Annotated in this window: 14 protein-coding genes and 2 pseudogenes; 10 read left to right on the forward strand and 6 right to left on the reverse strand. The window is 70.3% G+C overall.

Annotation, left to right across the window (positions count from 1 at the left end):
- Positions 1-2: 2 nt before the first annotated feature.
- Together ACTRWB_RS35270 and ACTRWB_RS35275 are read right to left on the reverse strand one after the other, a co-directional pair.
- The gene (locus tag ACTRWB_RS35270) at positions 3-824 is read right to left on the reverse strand and encodes a carbon-nitrogen hydrolase family protein (RefSeq protein ID WP_446904591.1); all 822 of its coding nucleotides are present in this window, start codon (positions 822-824) and stop codon (positions 3-5) included.
- 191 nt (positions 825-1,015) lie between these two features.
- On the reverse strand, positions 1,016-1,813 hold the full coding sequence (locus tag ACTRWB_RS35275) for a response regulator transcription factor (RefSeq protein ID WP_446904592.1): 798 nt from the start codon (positions 1,811-1,813) through the stop codon (positions 1,016-1,018).
- Between the two features lie 121 nt (positions 1,814-1,934).
- Between ACTRWB_RS35275 and ACTRWB_RS35280 the strand changes: the two genes are divergently transcribed.
- Together ACTRWB_RS35280 and ACTRWB_RS35285 are read left to right on the forward strand one after the other, a co-directional pair.
- Entirely contained in the window at positions 1,935-2,690 is a 756-nt protein-coding gene (locus ACTRWB_RS35280) for a hypothetical protein (protein ID WP_446904593.1), read from the forward strand.
- 61 nt (positions 2,691-2,751) lie between these two features.
- On the forward strand, positions 2,752-3,576 hold the full coding sequence (locus ACTRWB_RS35285; protein ID WP_446904594.1) for a topoisomerase IV: 825 nt from the start codon (positions 2,752-2,754) through the stop codon (positions 3,574-3,576).
- Between the two features lie 42 nt (positions 3,577-3,618).
- On the opposite strand, the gene ACTRWB_RS35290 is transcribed toward ACTRWB_RS35285, so the two are convergent.
- The 3 genes from ACTRWB_RS35290 to ACTRWB_RS35300 all read right to left on the reverse strand — a co-directional run bounded on the left by ACTRWB_RS35290 (position 3,619) and on the right by ACTRWB_RS35300 (position 5,543).
- Entirely contained in the window at positions 3,619-4,548 is a 930-nt protein-coding gene (locus tag ACTRWB_RS35290; RefSeq protein ID WP_446904595.1) for a phosphatidate cytidylyltransferase, read from the reverse strand.
- 35 nt (positions 4,549-4,583) lie between these two features.
- Positions 4,584-5,216, reverse strand: coding sequence for a lysophospholipid acyltransferase family protein (locus ACTRWB_RS35295; protein WP_129514304.1), 633 nt, complete (start codon positions 5,214-5,216; stop codon positions 4,584-4,586).
- 96 nt (positions 5,217-5,312) lie between these two features.
- Positions 5,313-5,543 (reverse strand): hypothetical protein, encoded by a 231-nt coding sequence (locus tag ACTRWB_RS35300; protein WP_240674398.1) that lies wholly within the window; start codon positions 5,541-5,543, stop codon positions 5,313-5,315.
- 123 nt (positions 5,544-5,666) lie between these two features.
- Here ACTRWB_RS35300 and ACTRWB_RS35305 point away from each other — a divergent pair, with 123 nt between their 5' ends.
- From ACTRWB_RS35305 to ACTRWB_RS35320, 4 genes are read left to right on the forward strand one after another with little or no spacing between them, the layout of a single operon-like run.
- Positions 5,667-6,272 (forward strand): CDP-alcohol phosphatidyltransferase family protein, encoded by a 606-nt coding sequence (locus ACTRWB_RS35305; protein ID WP_129514305.1) that lies wholly within the window; start codon positions 5,667-5,669, stop codon positions 6,270-6,272.
- Between the two features lie 59 nt (positions 6,273-6,331).
- Positions 6,332-8,101, forward strand: coding sequence for a bifunctional alpha/beta hydrolase/class I SAM-dependent methyltransferase (locus ACTRWB_RS35310; protein WP_446904596.1), 1,770 nt, complete (start codon positions 6,332-6,334; stop codon positions 8,099-8,101).
- Positions 8,098-9,504, forward strand: a complete 1,407-nt coding sequence (locus ACTRWB_RS35315) for a dual specificity protein phosphatase family protein (protein ID WP_446904597.1) — start codon at positions 8,098-8,100, stop codon at positions 9,502-9,504. The genes ACTRWB_RS35310 and ACTRWB_RS35315 overlap by 4 nt, the downstream gene beginning before the upstream one ends.
- Positions 9,504-9,956, forward strand: coding sequence for a hypothetical protein (locus ACTRWB_RS35320; RefSeq protein WP_446904598.1), 453 nt, complete (start codon positions 9,504-9,506; stop codon positions 9,954-9,956). The genes ACTRWB_RS35315 and ACTRWB_RS35320 overlap by 1 nt, the downstream gene beginning before the upstream one ends.
- 69 nt (positions 9,957-10,025) lie before the next feature.
- Here the strand turns inward: ACTRWB_RS35320 and ACTRWB_RS35325 are convergent, their stop codons facing one another.
- The gene (locus tag ACTRWB_RS35325; protein WP_446904599.1) at positions 10,026-11,048 is read right to left on the reverse strand and encodes a diguanylate cyclase domain-containing protein; all 1,023 of its coding nucleotides are present in this window, start codon (positions 11,046-11,048) and stop codon (positions 10,026-10,028) included.
- A 483-nt stretch (positions 11,049-11,531) separates the two neighbouring features.
- On the opposite strand from ACTRWB_RS35325, the gene bcsB reads away from it, so the two are divergent.
- From bcsB to ACTRWB_RS35345, 4 genes and pseudogenes are all read left to right on the forward strand, one after another.
- Positions 11,532-13,847, forward strand: coding sequence for a cellulose biosynthesis cyclic di-GMP-binding regulatory protein BcsB (gene bcsB / locus ACTRWB_RS35330; protein ID WP_446904600.1), 2,316 nt, complete (start codon positions 11,532-11,534; stop codon positions 13,845-13,847).
- A 3-nt stretch (positions 13,848-13,850) separates the two neighbouring features.
- Positions 13,851-15,071 carry a cellulose synthase complex periplasmic endoglucanase BcsZ gene (bcsZ, locus tag ACTRWB_RS35335; protein ID WP_446904601.1) on the forward strand — a complete coding sequence of 407 codons (1,221 nt, stop codon included), beginning with the start codon at positions 13,851-13,853 and terminating at the stop codon, positions 15,069-15,071.
- Positions 15,056-16,603, forward strand: a pseudogene (locus ACTRWB_RS35340) (tetratricopeptide repeat protein); the annotation flags it as partial. The gene bcsZ and the pseudogene ACTRWB_RS35340, both read left to right, overlap by 16 nt.
- Positions 16,604-16,708: 105 nt before the next feature.
- A pseudogene (locus tag ACTRWB_RS35345) lies at positions 16,709-19,072 on the forward strand (cellulose synthase subunit BcsC-related outer membrane protein); the annotation flags it as partial.
- Between the last annotated feature and the right edge of the window lie 97 nt (positions 19,073-19,169).

A 19,169-nucleotide genomic window follows, 5' to 3' on the forward strand; every position in this document is an offset into this window, starting at 1 on the left:
GCTTATGGAATCAGCAGCTCGCGGCGTCCGTCCGCGTGCTCGATGCGTTCGCCGGCGACGTGCAGGCGCTGATCCTTTCGATAGTCGTAGACCGCGCGCGACGCGGCGATCTGGTCGAAGTCGAGTTCGACCGCGTGACGCGATTCGGTGTTGCCGGCTTCGAAGATCACGTTGCCGAACGGATCGACCGCGAGGCTGCCGCCCGCGAACACGACGTCGTGCGCGCTGTCGCCGACGCGATTGGCCACCACCGCGAACACCTGGTTCTCCATCGCGCGAGCCGATGCCGACGTGCGATGGACATAGCGGTACGGCTCCATGTTGCCGTCGGTCACGAGGATCAACTGCGCGCCGAGCGCGGCGAGTGCCCGGCCGGTTTCCGGGAATTCGCTGTCGTAGCAGATCAGCAGGCCGATCCGCACGCCGCGCCATTCGACGGTCGCGTAACGATCGCCGGGCAGCACGACGCCATGCTCGCTCACCCACAGATGCGTCTTGCGATAGCGCAGCGCGATGCCGTTCGGCGTGACGAACACGGTCGTGTTGTAGAAGCGCCCGCCGTCGTTCTCGATCAGCCCGACCACGACGGCGACGTCGTGCGCCCGCGCGGCCGCGATGACCGCAGCGATGCTCGGGCCGTCGAGCGGCTCGGCGACTTCGGCGAGATTGGACGGATCGAGGAAGCCGGTGAGCTGCGCTTCCGGAAACATCACGATGTCGGTGCCGGGCGCGCAGGTCGCGATCGCGTCGAGCGTGCGCTGCAGGTTGTAGTGCGTGTCGCCGTCGCGGCCGGCGAGCTGGACGATGTCGAGCTTCAGTTTCATGGGCGAATTCGGTGGCAGTGGCCCGTCGCGGCACGCGGCGGAGCGGTTGGAAACAGGGCCTAGTATGCGCTGATCCCTGCGGTTTCCCATCCCGCCGACGCGTTAACCCGTCGGGGGTATTGAACTCGCGACAGGCGCTCGTCCTGGCGCGCGATGCGCGCGTCGAAGCCGTGATGCGACGGCGCTGCGCATCACGAATCGGTCTGCGCCTTCAGGAACAGCGAAAACAGCTCCGACTGCGAATTGATCGCGAGCTTCGCGTAGATGTTGCGCCGGTGCACCTTGACCGTTTCCGCCGAAATCGCCAGCTTGTTCGCGACTTCCTTGTTCGAGCGGCCGCTCAGGATCAGCCGGATCACGTCGAGCTCGCGCGCGGTGAGCGGCGTGCCGAGCCGCGCCATCGCGTGCTCGAAGCCGTCCTGCGTGCCGGCACCGGCCCGGCGCGGCGGCGCGGGTTCGGCGGGCGTGCGCTCGTACGCGAGGCGCTGGCGCATCAATCCAGCCACCCACGGCCGCACCAGGTCGAGCAAGGCCACCTGTTCCGGGCTGAAGCGCCGCTTGCTGCCGAGCGACAGGCACAGCGTGCGCGTGTCGTCGAGCACGACGTTGAACTGCACCTCGTCCTCGACGACGTTGTGCGTGAAATAGAGCGTGTAGTACTCGGTGTCGCGAAAACACTCGGGCGCGACGTCGGACAGCCGGAACAGGCCGCTCTTCGGCGCGTCGCGGTTCGCGATGTAGAACGGGTCCAGCAGGTACAGGCCCTGCACGTAGTCGCGGTACAGCGGGTCGGGGCCGCCGCCTTCGTACGGGCATTCGGCGAACACCTGCGGGCGGCCGTCGCCGAACATCAGCGCGACCCAGCTGTCGACCGCGACGTATTCCTCGATCAGCCGGATCAGCGACAGCCAGAAGCCCGGCTGGTCGAGCGACTCGATGAGCCGTCCGACCGACCGGTGCCATGCGACGTCCTGCAACGTGAGGTTCATGCGTGTGTCCGTGTCGGGCCGGCCGATGCGTTTGCGATGCCGCGCGGTGCGTGTACGCTACGGGCTCGCGGGCACGTTTCCGCACGCGCGGCAGGGGCCGCGCGCATCACCGGATCCTGGAATGAAGAACGAGATCGTAACGCCGGCCGGCGCGAATGGCGAGGCCGTGCCGCGTCGCCGGTTCGCGGCCGTCGCCGCGCGCGTCGCGCTGGCGTGTCTGGGCGCGGTGGCCGCGCAGTCGGCCGTTGCCGCGCCGCCGGCGTCATGCAGCGAGCAATTGACGCAACTGATCGTGCCGACGCTGCGGCAGCCCGCGATGGACCGGCGCGCGATCCGTGCCGACGTGGACGAGCGTGACGGCGACGTCTTCCGCGTCCGCCTGTTCGTCACGCCCGATCATCCGGGCACGCCGAACGAGGACGCGACGATCGGCTGGGTGACGTTCGATACGCATGCGATGCGCGCGCTCGACATCACGCGCGATCCCGACCGGCCGGACGTGCTGGCGATCGACCGGCGCGCGCTGTCGCGCTTCGTGTCGGCGTGTGCGGCACCGGCCAAGCCCGCGCACAGCGCCGTGGATTGCGACGCGCTGAACCGCCGCGCGCAGGCTCAGGGTGATGTCGTGATGGGCAGCGACGCGGGGCGCGTCGTGACCGGCAAGGGGCGTCTGCCGTTCTTTTCCGCGCCGGACGACGCCTGCCGGGTCGACGGGCTGTTCATCGTCGAGCACGACCGCGTCGATGCGCGGGCCGAATACGGCCGTTTCACGTCGGTCGTCTATCTGAATCCGCGCACGCGCGGCATCGCCGAAGGGTGGGTGCAAACCGCGCGCCTGAAGCCGGACGGCACCGGCATCGCGCCCCGGCAACCCTGATCGCGTGCATCGGTCGCCAACGGCCGCACGCCGTTTCAATCCAACCGAATCGAACCCCGTCATGACTGTCCAGCACCGGAAAAAACGTCTCAAGCCGATTGCGGCTTCGCTCGCCGTACTTGGCGCACTCGCGGTGCTCACCGCGCTTTCCGCGTTGTCGCCCGTCTACGCGGCCGATTCGATCCCTGCCGACCGTCCGCTGCAGACGTTCATTCACGACAGCTACGGCAAGTGGCGCGCGGACCGCAAGGGCTGGCAGGCGGACGGGGACGATGTCATCTATTCGACGTGCGGCTCGCTGCGCGTCACGACCGCCGACGGCCCGCGGTACCTGCTCGCGATGTGCGGCGAGACCGAAGCAGCCGTGCAGAACGGGATGCCCGGCATGGATTCGGATGCCACGGCCGGCACGATCGATTTGTACGTGCTGAAGCCGGCACCGGACGGCAAGTCGCTCGAGCCGGTCGTGAAGAAGACAGACATCGCGTCGGGCAAGCGCGGCGAACCGGGCACGGTGCGCATCGAGCGGCTCGGCCCGCACCTGTTCGGGTTCGTCATCGGCGACGGGATCACGCTGCAGGGCTACACGCAGGCGAGCCGGTCGATCTGGCTGCCGCTCGGCAACGCGATCGTCGAAGCGGCGCCGCGCATCAACGAAACGCTCGACAACTCGGGATCGCTCGATTGCGGGAACGCGAAGTCGCGTTGCGAGAGCCGCACGTTCGCGATCGTGCCCGACACGACGGGCACCGGCGACGTCTATCCGCTGACGGTGACGGAGACGGGCACGCGCGGCGACAAGGATCTCCACGCGCGCTACACGGTGAAGTTCGATGCATCGCGCGGCCGCTACATCGTGCCGAAGGCGCTGCGCGAAGGGTATTGAGCGTCCGCGAGCGGGAACGGGCGGCGTTGCGCCGCCCGCGCATCACACGTACAGGTAGCGCACGAGGTGGAAGAACACGGGCGCGGCGAAGCAGATCGAGTCGACGCGATCGAGCATCCCGCCGTGACCCGCGATCATCGAGCCCCAGTCCTTCGTGCCGAGCGAGCGCTTGACGGCCGACAGCACGAGCCCGCCGACGAAGCCCGCGATCACGATCGCGAGCGAGATCCCGAACGCCGCGCCGAAGCTGAACGGCGTCACGCGATACAGCGATGCGCCGCACAGCGTCGCGAGCAGGCCGCCGCCGACGAAACCTTCGATCGTCTTCGACGGCGACAGCTGCGGCGCGATCTTGCGGCGCCCGAACAGCTTGCCGACGACGTACTGCAGCACGTCGCTGATCTGCACGACCACGAGGAAGAAGAACAGCAGCAGCGCGTTCTGCCCGGTGTAGTGCGGAATGTCGAGGATCAGCACGGCCGGCGCGTGGCTCAGCCCGTACACGCACACCATCAGCGCCCAGTTGATCTTCGCGTTGCGGCTCAGGAATTCGCGCGTGTCCTGCGTGAGCGCGGACACGAGCGACATCGCGAAGAACAGGTGCACGGGCACGAAGATCGAATACATCCCGTACCAGTTGATCCCGAGCAGCAGGTACTGCACGGGGATCGCGACGAAGAACGCGATGAAGAGCGTCGTATGGTCGCTCGCGGTCGTCGGCGTGAGCGTGATGAATTCGCGCAGCGTCAGGTACGACAGCAGCGCGAACACGAAATACGTGACGTTGTTGCCGAGGCCGATCGCGATGGCCATGATCGCGATCATCGCCCACCACGCGCGGATGCGCTGGTTCAGGTTGACGATGGTCGAGCTCGTGCCGCCGCTGCGCGCGCCGAGGATCGCACCGATCACGGTGGCGACGACGAGCACGCCCGTGACGCCCGCGACCAGTTCCCAGAAGAGAGTTCGCATGGAGATATCCGGAAAAGGAAAGGAGGGCGCCGCGTTCAGCCGGCCGGCCGCTGCGGCGGCGCGAGCGCGACGACCGCGTCGTGCATGCGGGCGAGGAAGGTCGGTTTTTCTTCCTGGTCGCCGAGCGCTTCGTTCGCGCCGAAGTGCACCTTGCAGATCAGCGGCACGGGCCAGATCGCGCCCTTCGGCATGATGCGCTGCAGGTTCTCGAGGTAGACGGGCGCGAGCGCGACGTTCGGGAACTCGGTCGCCAGATGGAACAGCCCGCTCTTGAACGGCTGCGGCAGCACATCGGCGCCGCGCGTGCCTTCCGGGAAGATGATGATCGAGTGGCCTTGCCGCAATGCGTCGCGCACGGGTTCGAGCGGGTCGCCGCCGGATTCGCGGTGGCGGTCGATCAGCACGACGTTCAGCAGCTTCTGCGCGATGTGGCGCTTCATGTTGCTGCTGTCCCAGTAGTCGCGCGCGGCGACCGGCCGCACGACCGCGCGTACGTTGCGCGGTAGCGCGGCGAGGATCGCGAGCGTGTCGATGTGGCTCGTGTGGTTCGAGAAGTAGATCTTCTGCGTCGGTGACGGCGGCGCCTGATGCCAGACCGGATACGCGCCGGCGACGAGCCGCACGATGGACAGCAGGAAGTCGCGCTGCCACACATTGAAAATGTTCATCGGCGCTGCGCCTCCTGCCTGCATGCCCGGCCGCATGTGCAGCGGGCGGGATCCCGAAATGCCGGTGCGGCGGGATGCGCGCCGGACGGCCCTTGTTTAAATTTGTTCAAATTCGTGGCTGCCTGTCGCAGGTCCGTGATAATCGGACGGTTCGCCGTCACACGCTGTTGCGTCGCGGCGAATGCGCCGGTCGGCGGCGTGATAATCGGCTGTTGCACGAGCGCCCGTTTGCAGTTCGAATGGATCTTGCTGCGATCGGGCCAGCGGATTATCGCGAGTTTCCGTAAAAAACGCCAGATTGATGCCACGGGTGCATGCTTGACGCATCGGGGCCACTCGGCGACGATGAGAGCCTTCCATTGAAGGCCGACGAAGGCCGTTTCGCCGCCCGGGGCATGGCGGCGGGAAACGTGTCCGACTGTGCCGCGCGAATAATACGAATACGAAACGATGAGCCTCTACGCACTCAAACCCAAATTCCAGAACCGTCTGCGCCCGTTCGCGAATTCGCTCGCCGAGCGCGGCGTCACCGCCAACCAGGTCACGTTGTTCGCGGCCGGCGGCTCGATCGTCGTCGGCGCGCTCGCCGGGCTCGGCGTGTTCGCCCGCGCGTTGTTCCTGCTGATTCCGCTGTGGCTGTTCGCGCGGATGGCGCTCAACGCGATCGACGGGATGCTCGCGCGCGAGCACGGGCAGAAGAGCACGCTCGGCGCGTACCTGAACGAGCTGGGCGACATCGTGTCCGACGTCGCGCTCGTGCTGCCGTTCCTCGCGATTTCCGCGTTCGCTCCGGCGGACGTCTGGCTGTTCGCGCTGACGGCGGTCATCGTCGAATGCGCGGGGCTGATCGGGCCGCTCGTCGGTGCGAGCCGTCGCTACGACGGCCCGTTCGGCAAGAGCGACCGCGCGCTGGCCCTCGGCGCGTTCGCGCTGTGGATCGGCTTCGGTTTGCCGGTCGGCAGCGTCGCCGCGTGGCTGTGGCGCCTGCTGATCGTGCTGTCGATCGTCACGGTGGTACGGCGCGTGCAGGCCGGCATCGCCGAAAAGGGCGGTTGACCCACGAGGCGCCAGAGGGCGGCGCCACATGATTCGAACAACGAAACGAGAGAGATCGCATGAGCGCACGCACGGCCCGTGAGGCCGACTTCACCACGCACGACGGCGAAACGCTGTTCTATCGTCACTGGCCCGCAACCGGCCCGCGCTGCCGCGGCGCCATCGTGCTGCTGCATCGCGGCCACGAGCATTCGGCGCGCGTCGCGCACCTCGTCGACGAGCTTGACCTGCCTGATTTCGCGTTTTTCGCGTGGGATGCGCGCGGCCACGGCCGCTCGCCCGGCGCGCGCGGCTACAGCCCGAGCGCGGCCGCGTCGGTGCGCGACCTGCAGACCTTCGTCGAGCATATCCGCGACACGCACGGCATCGCGATCGAGGACATGGCCGTGGTCGCCCAGAGCGTCGGTGCGGTGCTCGCGGCCACCTGGGCGCACGACTACGCGCCGCCGATCCGCTGCCTCGTCGTCGCGTCGCCGGCCTTCCACATCAAGCTCTACGTGCCGTTCGCGCGGCCTGGCCTGCGGTTGATGCACAAGCTGCGCGGGCTGTTCTACGTGAACAGCTACGTGAAGCCGAAATTCCTTACGCACGACCCCGAGCGGATCGCGAGCTACGCGTCCGATCCGCTGATCACGCGGCCGATCGCGGTCAACATGCTGCTCGACCTGCACGACACCGCGAAGCGGATCGTCGCCGACGCGGCCGCGATCACCGTGCCGACGCAACTGCTGATCTCGGGCGCCGACTGGGTCGTGCATCGCGGCCCGCAGGACCGCTTCTTCGAACGGCTCGGCGCGGCGCGCAAGGAGCGCATCGTGCTGCCGGGCTTCTATCACGACACGTTGGGCGAGCGCGACCGCGCGCAGGCGCTCGCACCGCTGCGCGCGTTCGTGCTGCGCGAGTTCGATGCGCCGAGCCCGCGCGTGTCGCTCGCCGACGCCGACCGGCGCGGCGCGTTCCACGACGAATACGCGGCGCTCGGCCGGCCGCCCGCGAACGTGTTCGCGCGGGCGTACTGGGCGCTCACGCGGGCCGGCCTGAAAGCCGGCGGCGCGCTGTCGGACGGCATCGCGCTCGGGTTGCGGCTCGGCTTCGATTCGGGCTCGACGCTCGACTACGTGTATCGCAACCGCGCGCAGGGCCGGCTCGGCGTCGGCGCGCTGATCGACCGCACGTATCTCGATTCGCCGGGCTGGATCGGCATCCGCCAGCGCAAGGTGCATCTGCAGGAACTGATCGGCACGGCGATCGGCCGCCTGCGCGGCCACGGCACTCCGGTGCGGATCGTCGACATCGCGGCAGGGCACGGGCGCTACGTGCTCGACGCGATCGCGACGGCCGCCGAGCGCGACGGCGCGGCGCCCGACGACATCACGCTGCGCGACTACAGCCCGCCGAACGTCGAGGCCGGGCGTGTGCTGATCGCGCAGCGCGGCCTGGAGCCGATTGCGCGCTTCGAGCGCGGCGACGCGTTCGACGAAGCGTCGCTCGCGACGCTCGAGCCGCGTCCGACGCTGGCGATCGTGTCGGGCCTGTACGAACTGTTCGGCGAGAACGCGCTGATCGAGCGCTCGCTGCGCGGGCTCGCGCAGGCGGTGCCGCCCGGCGGATATCTCGTCTATACGGGGCAGCCGTGGCATCCGCAGCTCGAATTCATCGCACGCGCGCTGAACAATCACCGCGGCGAGGCGACCTGGGTGATGCGCCGCCGCTCGCAGGCCGAGATGGACGAACTCGTCGCGCGCGCGGGTTTCCGCAAGCTCGACCAGCGGATCGACGAAATGGGCATCTTCACGGTCAGTCTCGCGCAGCGGGTCGACGCGTCATGAGCGAGTTCGGCGGCGACGCGCGCGGCCTGGCGGCGCAGGCGTCGGCGGCCGGTGCGCGTGACGCGTCGTTCGCGCTGCGCTTCGGCTGGCTCGCGGTGATGGGCGCCGTGTTCTTCTCGACGTACGGCTTCGCGAACTGGCTCGCCGCGCGCCGCGCAGCGGTGCCGACGTTCGCATTCGGCTGGGAGCATGCGATCCCGTTCGTGCCGTGGTCGATCGTGCCGTACTGGTCGATCGACCTGCTGTACGCGCTGTCGTTTTTCTTCTGGACGCGCCGCGCCGATTTGCTCGATCACGTGAAGCGGCTGCTGACCGTGCAACTGGTGTCGGTCGTGTGCTTCATCGCGTGGCCGCTGCGCTTCGGTTTCGAGCGGCCCGACGCGGGCGGCGTGGCCGGCGCGCTGTTCACGCTGCTGATGGGTTTCGACAAGCCGTTCAACCAGGCGCCGTCGCTGCACATCGGCTTGCTCGTCGTGCTGTGGGCCGTTTATGCGGAGCACCTGCGCGGCACGGCCGCGCGCGTCGTGCTGCATCTGTGGTTCGCGGCAATCGGCGTGTCGGTGCTGACGACCTACCAGCATCACGCGATCGACGTGCCGACCGGTGCGGCCGTCGGCTGTCTCGCGTTGTTCCTGTTTCCGTTGCGCGATGCCGCGGGCCGGTTGCCGGGCGCCGATGCGTCGCCGGGCGCGGCCGGCCGCGCGCTCGCGCGTCGTTATGCGCTCGGCGCGGCGCTGGTCGCGCTCGTGGCGCTGTGGTGCGTGCCGCGCGCGCCGGGCTGGGCGCTGGCGGCGGGGTGGGTCGCGCTGGCGCTCGCGTGCGTCGCGTGGATCTACCGGCGCGGCGCGCCCGGTGCCTTCCAGAAGGATGCGCACGGGCGTTTCCCGGTCGTCATCCGCTGGCTGCTCGCGCCGACGATCGCCGGCGCATTCGTCAATTCGCGGCTGTGGACGTTCCGGCAGCCGGCGCCCGTGCGGATCGACGAGCGCGTGTCGATCGGCCGTACGCCGACGACGCGCGATGTGCGGCGCCACGGCTTCACGGCGCTGGTCGACCTGACCGCCGAGATGCCGCGCTGGGCGGCATCCGACGCGTCGTTTGCATACGCGGCCGTGCCGCAGCTCGATCTTGTCGCGCCGACGGCGGCGCAGCTCGCGCAGGCCGTCGCGGCGCTCGAACGCCTGCACGGGGAAGGGCGCGACGTGCTGGTCTGCTGCGCGCTCGGCTACGGGCGCAGCGTGCTGTGCGCGGCCGCGTGGCTCGCGGCACGGCGCGGGCTGGGCGATGCGCGCGACGCGCTTGCCGCCGTACGCGCGGTGCGGCCGCACGCGGTGTGGTCGGACGACGGCGTGGCCGTGCTGCAGCACTGGATCGATCGCCGTCGCGGCGCGGGAGGCAGGTGATGCGCGATCCGTCCGCGCCGTTCCGGATTGCCGCCGCGCGCGGCGCGCTCGATGCGGGCGCGTGGGCGATCGCGGCCGCGCTGGCCGCGGCGGGCGCGGGCTGGTGGATCGCGGCGGGCTGGGCCCCGGCGTCGATCACCCGCGTGCTGCTGGCCGTCGTCAGTACGGGGTCGGGGATCGCCGCGCTGTGGTACGCGGTACGCATCGAGATCGACCGCCGGCTGTTCGCCGCGCTCGCGCGGGTGGCCTCCGGCGATGTGTCGATCGACGACGGGCTCGCGGCGCTCGACCGCGCGCTCGCCGATCTCGGCTGGATCGATGCAGGGAAGGTCGGGCGCGCGCTCGACGCGCGCGTGCGCGGCGCGGTCGGGCTGTGCCGGGCCGGCGTGCTCGTCGCGATCGTGCAGTGGCTCGTGGTCGGGCTGGCGATCGCGATGCCGCAGGTCGGCTAACGCCGCTTCACGCGATGATTGGGCGGGCCGGTTCGGCTGCGCCCGCAGCGGACCGGCTTCGGGCCGGCGTTACGCAGGCGTCCTGTGTTGCGATCGCGACCGCTTCGCTTCGTACATCGCCTGATCCGCATGCTCGATCAGCGCGTTCATGTCGGTGCCGTCGTCGGGCAGCATCGCGATCCCGACGCTGACGCCGAGCCGCAGCGGCTGCCCCTCGAATTCGAACGGTTCGCCGACCTGCCGCGCGAGCCGCGTGCTTTGCGCATGCGCGTCGTCGCGGTTGCCGAGGTTCGGCAGGAGCACCGCGAATTCGTCGCCGCCGACGCGCGCGACCGTATCCGAGCGCCGCACCGCACCCTGCATCCGCGCGGCGATCTCGCGCAGCGCGGCGTCGCCCGCGCGGTGGCCGAAACCGTCGTTGATCGGCTTCAGCCCGTCCATGTCGATGTTGAGAATGCCGAGCCGGCCGTTCGCGCGCAGTGCCGTATGCATCGACTGACGCAGGCGGTCGTAGAACAGCGCGCGGTTCGGCAGGCCCGTGAGCGCGTCGTGCGTCGCGCGCAGGTACAGCTCGTTCGCCTCGTTGCGCGCCGCGTGGAACATCGCGGCGGCGATCAGCTCGGCGGTCAGCCGCAGCGTGCCGGCATCGGCTTGCGAGAAGCCGTCGACGTCCGGCGACATCACCTTCAGCACACCGACCGTCGTGTCCGCATGCGTGAGCGGCATCACGAGCATCGAGCGCAGGCCGACCCGGCGACACGCGTCGCGATCGACGCGCGGATCGATTTCCGAATCGCTGCAGTGCAGCAGCTCGCCTTCCTGCACGCACAGGCCCGACAGGCTGCCCGAGCGGCGCAGCCGCAGCCCGAGCATCCCGGCCGCGGTGCCCGACGCGGCGCGGTACACCATGTCGTCGCCTTCGGCGAATTCGACCGCGGCGGCGCTTGCGCCGGTCAGCAGCGGTACTTGTTCGGCCACATAGGCCATCACGCTGCCGAGGTCGAGGCCGAGCTTTGCGATTTCGGTTTGCACCGCGATGATGCGCAGCAGCGTGTCGGCGGACGGGGTGGCGGTGTTGGCGATTTGATCCAAGTCAGTTTTCTCGCGAAGAAAGATCATCGGGCGGTGCGGGAGTGCGGTAGCATACGCGCCGCCCCGCGGCAGCGCCTTGCGGGCGGTCTGCAACGGACCGCCGCCGGCATGCCGGCCCGGCCGGCCGCGCCGGCAGTATGCCGTTCGGTCCCACCGGCAGCAATGGCGAAAATTTTGCCATTCACTCCTCTTGCGCAGCATTTCCGACCGGTCTGAGGTTTTTTTCGCTTCATCGTCGCGAATCGAGGTAAGTTTTGTCCTATTTTTGAGATAGTGTGACGAATACGCGAGTGCCGGTGCCAGGTGCGCGCAACACGACGCAGAGACCGCTAAAGAATCGGCCGCGTTGTTTCGATATATGAATCAGGCCAGTTAGATATGAGGGGAAGCAGTGGGATTGTGCACTCACGGGCATGGCTGCTTGATGCGCGCAGGTTTCGACGCGAATGAAGACCGGACAACCCTGACGAAGCGGAGCCGCGCATGAAGCCGGCCGCGTCGCTGTTCGTCCTGTCGGTCGCCGCGCTCGGCGCTTTCCACACGGCCGCGCTGTCGGCTGCTCCGATACCGGCGGTGCCGGCTGCGGTCGGCGCTTCGGCGCCCGCCGCCGTTGCCGCCGACGCGGCACCGCTCGCGGCTGCGCCGACGGCGGGCAGTGCGCCGTCCGCCGGGCTGCCGGCGACGACCGTACACCTGCCGTTCGCGTCGCTCGGCGCGTTCGATCCGCTGCGGCTGCGCGGCGCCGACGACGCGCGCACGATCAACGCGGGCGTGCGCCTCGACCGCGTGGTCACGGGCGCGCGGTTGCGCCTGACCTATGCGTATTCGCCATCGCTCGTGTTCCCGATGTCGCACCTGAAGGTGTCGGTGAACGGCGAGGTCATCGCGACCGTCCCGTTCGACGCCGCGCGCGCGGGCCGCACGGTCACGCAAGAGATCCTGATCGATCCGCGCTACTTCTCGGATTTCAACCAGATCGGCCTGCGCCTGATCGCGCACTACACGCTCGACCATTGCGAGGATCCGTCGAACTCGGCGCTGTGGGCCGACGTGAGCCCGACGAGCGAACTGATCCTCGACGAATCGCCGGTCCGCCTGCCGAACGATCTCGCGCTGCTGCCCGCGCCGTTCTTCGACCGGCGCGACAACGGCCGCGTGCGGCTGCCGTTCGTGCTGCCGGCGTCGCCTGATTCGGCGACGCTGCGCAGCGCGGGCGTGCTCGCGTCGTGGTTCGGCGCGCTGGCCGACTACCGGCATACGCGCTTCCCGGTGTCGTCCGCGCTGCCGGCCGACGACCAGGCGGTGGTGATCGGTACGGTGGCGACGCTGCCGGCCGGCCTCGCGCTGCCGTCGGTCAACGGCCCGCTGCTCGCGGTCGCCGACAACCCGGCGGCGCCTGGGCGCAAGCTGCTCGTCGTCACGGGCCGCACGGCGGCCGAAGTCGACGACGCGGTGTCGACGCTCGTGCTCGGCCGCGCGGCGCTGTCGGGGCCGTCGGCGACGGTCGCGCACGTCGATCTCGGCGCGCCGCGCAAGCCGTACGACGCGCCGCGCTGGCTGCCGGTGAACCGGCCGATCACGTTCCGCGAGCTCGTGTCCGATCCGCGCGAGCTGGAAGCGCGCGGCACGACACCCGACGCGATCCGCCTGAACCTGCGCGTGCCGGCCGATCTCCATTCGTGGAACGGCGCGGGCGTGCCGATCACGCTGCGGTACCGCTACACGGCGCCGACCGTGCAGGACAACTCGACGCTCGCCGTCGAAATCAACGACCAGCTCGTGAAGTCGTACCGGCTCGGGCCGGCCCATGCCGAGGACGCGCGCGGCCGCATGCAGCTGCCGCTGCTGTCGGTGCCGGAAGGGCGCGTGACGAGCGACGTCGATATTCCGGCGTTTCGCGTCGGCAGCGGCAACCAGCTGCAGTTCCGCTTCACGCTCGACTCGCAGAAGACGGGCCTGTGCTCGAGCACGGCCTCCGAGCCGCAGCGCGCGGCGATCGATCCCGATTCGACGATCGACTTCTCGCACTTCGTCCATTACGCGCAATTGCCGAACCTCGCGTATTTCGCGAACAGCGGCTTCCCGTTCACGCGCTTCGCCGACCTGTCGCAGACGGCCGTCGTGATACCCGACCGGCCGTCGCCGCAAGAACTCGAGGCGTACCTGACGATGCTCGGCCACATGGGCGAGTGGACCGGTTTTCCGGCCCTGCGCGTGCAGGTCGCGCGGCCCGGCGATGTCGCCGCGCTGTCGGGCAGCAAGGATCTGCTCGTGATCGACGGCTCGCCTGCGTCGCCGCTGCTCGCGCACTGGCGCTCGGCGCTGCCGCTCGCGATCGGCGAGCAGGACGGTGCGGGCACGACGCGTGTCGCGTTCACGGTGAAGGAGCGCTGGCGCAACGGCGTCGGCCTGGCCGACGGCGGCGCGCACATCGAACAGACGGGCCCGCTCGCGGCGCTCGCCGGTTTCGAGCTGCCGGGCAGCCATGGCCGCAGCGTTGTCGCGCTGACGGCGACCGACCAGCCGCGCCTCGGCGACTTGCTGAACGTGTTCGAGAACGCCGGCCTCGTGTCGCAACTGCAGGGCGATCTCGCGCTGGTGCGGCCGGGGCAGGTCGACAGCCTGCGCGTCGGCGAGCCTTACGTGGTCGGCTTCGTGCCGTGGTATGCGCGCGTATGGACGCATGCGGCGCGGCATCCGGTCGTGCTCGGCGCGGTTGGCGTCGTCGCGGGGCTGCTGCTCGCGCTCGGCGTGTTCAGCGTGCTGCAGAGAATCGCCGCGCGTCGACGGGGGATGTAACGGATGGCGCGGGTTATGGCGAAGCGACGGGCAACGCAGCCGGCGCGACGCGTCGGCGCGGCGTTCGCGCTGACGGTCGCGGTGGCGTGCGCGGCGGCCGGCATGGCCGCTCGCGCGCAGGCCGCGGGGGCCGATGCGGCCGCTGCGGGATGCAGCGCGGCGTGGCCGCGCTGGGACGCGTTCAAGCGCGATTTCATCTCGGCCGACGGCCGCGTGATCGACGTCGGCTCGGCCGATTCACGCACGGTGTCGGAGGGGCAGGCGTATGGACTTTTCTTCGCGCTGGTCGCGAACGACCGGCGCATGTTCGACACGATCCTCGCATGGACCGAGAACAACCTCGCGCAGGGCGACCTGAGCGCGCACCTGCCGGCGTGGCTGTGGGGCCGTGCGCCCGACGGCGCGTGGCGCGTGCTCGACGCGAACGCCGCGTCGGACGCCGACCTGTGGATCGCATATGCGCTCGTCGAGGCCGGGCGGCTGTGGCACGAGCGCAGCTATACCGCGCGTGGCACGCTGCTCGCGAAGCGTGTGCTCGACGAGGAAACGGCCACCGTGCCGGGCCTCGGCGTCACGCTGCTGCCGGGGCCGACGGGGTTCAAGCTGGCCAATGGTCAGTGGCGCGTGAATCCGAGCTATTCGCCGCCGCAGGTGATCCGCGCGCTCGGCGCGCGCCTGCCCGACGACCGGCGCTGGGCCGCGCTGGCTTCCAGCACCGGGCGCGTGCTGCTCGACACGGCGCCGAAGGGTTTTTCACCCGACTGGGCGCTGTATCGCGCGGGCACCGGCTTCGGGCCCGATCCGGAGACGCATGCGGAGAGCGCGTACAACGCGATCCGCGTGTACCTGTGGGCCGGCATGCTCGACCGCGCCGATCCGCTTGCCGCGCCGTTGCTCGCGCGTTTCGCGCCGTTTGCGGACGCCATCGCCACGCGTGGCGCGCCACCGGAGAAGGTCGATACGACGACCGGCGTCGCGGGGCCGAACGACGGCAACGCAGGGTTCTCGGCGGCGGCCGTGCCGTTTCTCGACGCGCGCGGCCAGCGCGCGCTCGCGGATGTGCAGGCGGCCCGCGTCGAGTCGCTCGCGCGCCAGTCGGCGCCCGGCTACTACACGAGCGTGCTGACGCTGTTCGGGCTCGGCTGGCGCGACGGGCGCTACCGGTTCGGCGCGGACGGCACGCTCGATGCCCGCTGGGGAGGCCGTTCGTGCGCCGCCCGCTGAAGCGTGCCGCGCCGCATGTCGCGGGGTTCGCGTGGCTCGCGTCGTCGGTGTGCGCGGCGGCGCCGGGCGCCGCATCCGACACGACGGCGCAGAAAACCGCCGCGCCGGCGACGTCCGTTTCCGCCGACGCGCAGCGCCAGCTCGACACCGCGCGGATGTGGGGCGTCAAGCACCGCGACGACCTCGCGCGCGATGCGCTGCGCAAGGGGCTGCTGATCGCGCCGGGCGACACCGAACTGCTGGCCGAGCAGGTGCGCGTGCTGCTGCGGCTCGGCGACGCGAAAGGCGCGCAGGCCGCGCTCGCGCGCCTGCAGGCGCAGTCGCCCGACGGGCCCGCCACGCGGCGGGTGGCCGACGAATATCGCGTCGCGACGAGCGGGCGCGGCGAGATGGCGCAGATCCGCCTGCTCGCGCGCAGCGGCCGCACCGACGAGGCGGCCCGGCGGATCGTCGCGCTGTTTCCGAACGGCGCGCCGTCGGGCGCGCTCGGCGCCGAGTATTACGAAATCCTCGCGAATGCGCCGGGGACACACGACTCGGCGCTCGCCGCGCTGCGCCGCAGGATCGCGGCCGATCCGCAGGACACCAGCGCGGCCATGGCGCTCGCGCGGCTGCTGAACCAGCATGCCGCCACGCGCGCGGAGGCGAACCGGATCGCATGGTCGCTCGCGAAGCGGGACGACGCCGATCATACGGAGGCGATGTCGCTGTGGCGGCGTGTGCTGCAGGCGGCCGGCAGCGATCCCGCGTATCTCGATGCGCTGCAGGCGTATCTCGCGCTGGTGCCGGACGATACCGAATTCCGCGGCCGGGTTGCCGAACTGGACAGCCGGCGCGATGCGCAGCGCCGGCTCGAACGCGATCCCGGCTACATCGCGCAGCAGCGCGGCCTGCAGGCGCTCGCGCGCGGCGACCTGGCGGGTGCGGATCCATTGCTTGCCCGCGCCGCGCGCGCGCGGGCCGACGATGCGGACGCGGTTGGCGGGCTCGGCCTGTTGCGTCTGCGCGAAGGCCGGCACGACGAAGCGCGTGCGTTGTTCACACGGGCCGCGACGCTCGCGACCGACCAGCGCGACAAATGGCAGAGCCTGGCGCGCACCGCGCAGTTCTGGGGACTGCTCGCGCAAGGCCGCGCGGCCGCCGCCGCGGGGCGGCCGAAAGACGCCGAGCGCGCGGCGCGTGCGGCGCTCGCGATGCAGCCGAACAGCCCGGACGCGAAGCTGCAGCTCGCCGATGCGCTGCTCGCGCAGCGCGACTGGGCGCGCGCGGAGCCGTTGCTGCGCGAGTTGCTGGCCGCGCGTTCGCCGAGCCTGCCGGCCGTGCGCGGCGCGGCAATGCTGTATGAGAACACCGGCCGTGCGGACCGGATCGGCCCGCTGCTCGACGCATTGCAAGGACGCGTGACGGGCCGCGACGATCGCCGCGCGCTCGACGGCCTGCGCGCCGACCTGCTCGCGGACCAGGCGCGCGCACTCGCGGACAAGGGCGAACGCGGGCCGGCCGCACAACGCTACGAGGCCGCCGTACGCGCGGCGCCCGACGCGCCGTGGACACGTNTGCTCGCGGACCAGGCGCGCGCACTCGCGGACAAGGGCGAACGCGGGCCGGCCGCACAACGCTACGAGGCCGCCGTACGCGCGGCGCCCGACGCGCCGTGGACACGTTTCGCGCTCGCGCGCCTGTATCGCGACATGGGGTTGCCGCAGCTCGGCCGCACGGTGATGGACGACGGGCTCGCGCAAAGCGATACGCCCGAGATGCGCTATGCGACCGCGCTGTACCGCAATTCGATCAACGACGTCGCGGGCGCGCAGGCCGCGCTCGCACCCGTCGACGACGCGCACCGTTCGGACGGGATGCGCGCGCTGGCGCGCAAGCTCGATGCCGAAAGCACGCTGGCCGACGCGCGCGGTGCGCTCGGGCGCGGCGACCGCGTGGCATTTGCCGCGTCGCTCGCGCATGCGCAGGCGAGCGCGCCGGACGATCCCGACATGCTCGCCGCGGTCGGCGCGCAGTGGATCGACGCGGGCGAACCCGATCGCGGCCTCGCGCCGTTGCACGACTGGATCGTCGCGCATCCGCGCGAAGCCGACGCGGACGTGCGGCTGCGCTACGGCGACCTGCTTGGCAGCGCGGGGCGCGACGACGCGCTCGCCGCGTGGCTCGACGCATTGCGCCGCGAACCGTCGCTGACGCCCGCACAAACGGCGAGGCTCGAGGATCAGTCGCTGCGGCTCGTGCTGCGGCAGACGGACGACGCGATCGCGCGGCAGGACTACGCGCAGGCACGCACGCTGCTCGATCGCGCGAGCCCGGCCGGCCGCGCGGACAAGCGCTACGCGCTCGAACTGGCCGATCTCGAACGCGCGCAGGGGCATTACGGCGCGGCGCGCGACGCGCTTGCACCGGTCGTCGCACGCACGCCGGACGATGCCGATACGCAGCTCGCGCTCGCGCGCATCGACGAGGACAGCGGCAACCGCGCGGCCGCGCTCGCGCGTGTGCAGGCGGTGCTCGCGCGCACGCCGGACGACGACGTCGATACGCAACTGTCGGCCGTACGCCGCCTGAATGCGCTGCGCCGCCCGGACGAAGCCGCGCAGGTGACCGACCGGCTGCACGCCGCATATCCGGCGCGCGCGGACGTGACGGTCGCGGCCGGGCGCGTGGCCGAAGCACAGGGTCGTTATGACGACGCGGCGTCGCTGTATCGCTTGTCGCTGTCACAGGAACGCACGGCCGGCGTGAGCCCGAGCCGCGACGGCCTGACGCCCGCGCAGGCCGCGTTCGCGGATCTCGAGCAGCGCCGCAACCCCGAGATCGAGACCGGCTGGACGCCCGCGTACAAGTCGGGCGACGAAGGCATTTCGTCGTATCGCGCGCAGCAGGTGCCGATCTACATGCAACTGCCGATCCGCTACGACGGGCATGTGTTCGCGCAGATCGACACCGTGCACCTGGATCCCGGCACGCTCGATACCAGCGATCCGAACGCCTATTCGCTCACGACGTTCGGGACCTACGCGGCGCTCAAGGCCCAGAGCGGGCTGCCGCCGCCATTCCCGTCGAATCAGTCGGCCGCCGCGTTGATCGCGAATCCGCCGGGCTCGCTGCACCAGACGGCGACGGGCGTTGCGCTCGGCGCCGGTTATCGCACCGATGCATGGCGTTTCGATCTCGGCACATCGCCGCTCGGCTTCCCTGTGCATTACCTCGTCGGCGGCGTGCGTTATCGCTTCGATGCAGGCCCGGCGAGCTTCAGCGTGAATGCGTCGCGGCGGCCGGAAACGAGCAGCGTGCTGTCGTATGCGGGGATGCGCGACCCGTGGACCGGCGCGGTGTGGGGCGGCGTGCGCCGCGACGGCGTGAACCTGCGCGCGTCGGTCGACGTGGGCCGCACGAACCTGTTCGCGGAACTCGGCGCGGGCGTGCTGTCCGGCCGCAACGTCGAGCGCAACGCGGAAGTCACGCTGCGCACCGGCTTCACGGTGCCCGTGTACGAGCGCGCAACGATGAAGGTCAGCACCGGGCTCGTCGGCAACGCGTGGCACTACGCGCAGAACCTGCGCTACTACACGTACGGGCAGGGTGGTTATTACAGCCCGCAGCGCTACCTGTCGCTCGGCGTGCCGATCGAATGGGCGGGGCGGCACGACGCGCTGTCGTGGGACCTGACCTTCACGGGCGGGGTGTCGAACAGCTATGAGAAGGATTCGCTGTATTACCCGACGTTCTCGGACCAGCGGGCCGCGCAGGTGGCGGCCGGGTTCGTGTACGCGGGCAGCTCGACGCGCGGCGTGTCGTTCTCGTACGGCGTGAACGGCATCGTCGAATACCGCGTGAATCCGCATCTGAGCGTCGGCGCGCAGCTTCATGTCGACCGGTCGCACGACTACGCGCCGAGTTCGGCGCTCGTGTACCTGCGTTATGCGTTCGATGCGCGTGCGCGACCCAATTGGCTCGTCACGCCGACACCTGTGCGGCTTTATTCGGATTACTAGGGTCTGTTTCCATATGGAACACACATGCGAATGCCCGAAATCGCGCGTAGGGCAAGAAGTGAGGAGCGCCGTTTGGCCGCGCCAAACAAGCGACGAG

This window comes from Burkholderia sp. YIM B11467 (assembly GCF_052952715.1).

Bases quoted from the DNA above. Each gene is read 5' to 3' on its own strand.
- bcsB (WP_446904600.1), top strand. From the start codon at position 11,532: ATGAAGCCGGCCGCGTCGCTGTTCGTCCTGTCGGTCGCCGCGCTCGGC.
- ACTRWB_RS35285 (WP_446904594.1), top strand. From the start codon at position 2,752: ATGACTGTCCAGCACCGGAAAAAACGTCTCAAGCCGATTGCGGCTTCG.
- ACTRWB_RS35300 (WP_240674398.1), bottom strand. From the start codon at position 5,543: ATGCGTCAAGCATGCACCCGTGGCATCAATCTGGCGTTTTTTACGGAA.
- ACTRWB_RS35270 (WP_446904591.1), bottom strand. From the start codon at position 824: ATGAAACTGAAGCTCGACATCGTCCAGCTCGCCGGCCGCGACGGCGAC.
- ACTRWB_RS35280 (WP_446904593.1), top strand. From the start codon at position 1,935: ATGAAGAACGAGATCGTAACGCCGGCCGGCGCGAATGGCGAGGCCGTG.
- ACTRWB_RS35295 (WP_129514304.1), bottom strand. From the start codon at position 5,216: ATGAACATTTTCAATGTGTGGCAGCGCGACTTCCTGCTGTCCATCGTG.
- ACTRWB_RS35310 (WP_446904596.1), top strand. From the start codon at position 6,332: ATGAGCGCACGCACGGCCCGTGAGGCCGACTTCACCACGCACGACGGC.
- ACTRWB_RS35320 (WP_446904598.1), top strand. From the start codon at position 9,504: ATGCGCGATCCGTCCGCGCCGTTCCGGATTGCCGCCGCGCGCGGCGCG.
- bcsZ (WP_446904601.1), top strand. From the start codon at position 13,851: ATGGCGCGGGTTATGGCGAAGCGACGGGCAACGCAGCCGGCGCGACGC.
- ACTRWB_RS35290 (WP_446904595.1), bottom strand. From the start codon at position 4,548: ATGCGAACTCTCTTCTGGGAACTGGTCGCGGGCGTCACGGGCGTGCTC.
- ACTRWB_RS35305 (WP_129514305.1), top strand. From the start codon at position 5,667: ATGAGCCTCTACGCACTCAAACCCAAATTCCAGAACCGTCTGCGCCCG.
- ACTRWB_RS35275 (WP_446904592.1), bottom strand. From the start codon at position 1,813: ATGAACCTCACGTTGCAGGACGTCGCATGGCACCGGTCGGTCGGACGG.
- ACTRWB_RS35315 (WP_446904597.1), top strand. From the start codon at position 8,098: ATGAGCGAGTTCGGCGGCGACGCGCGCGGCCTGGCGGCGCAGGCGTCG.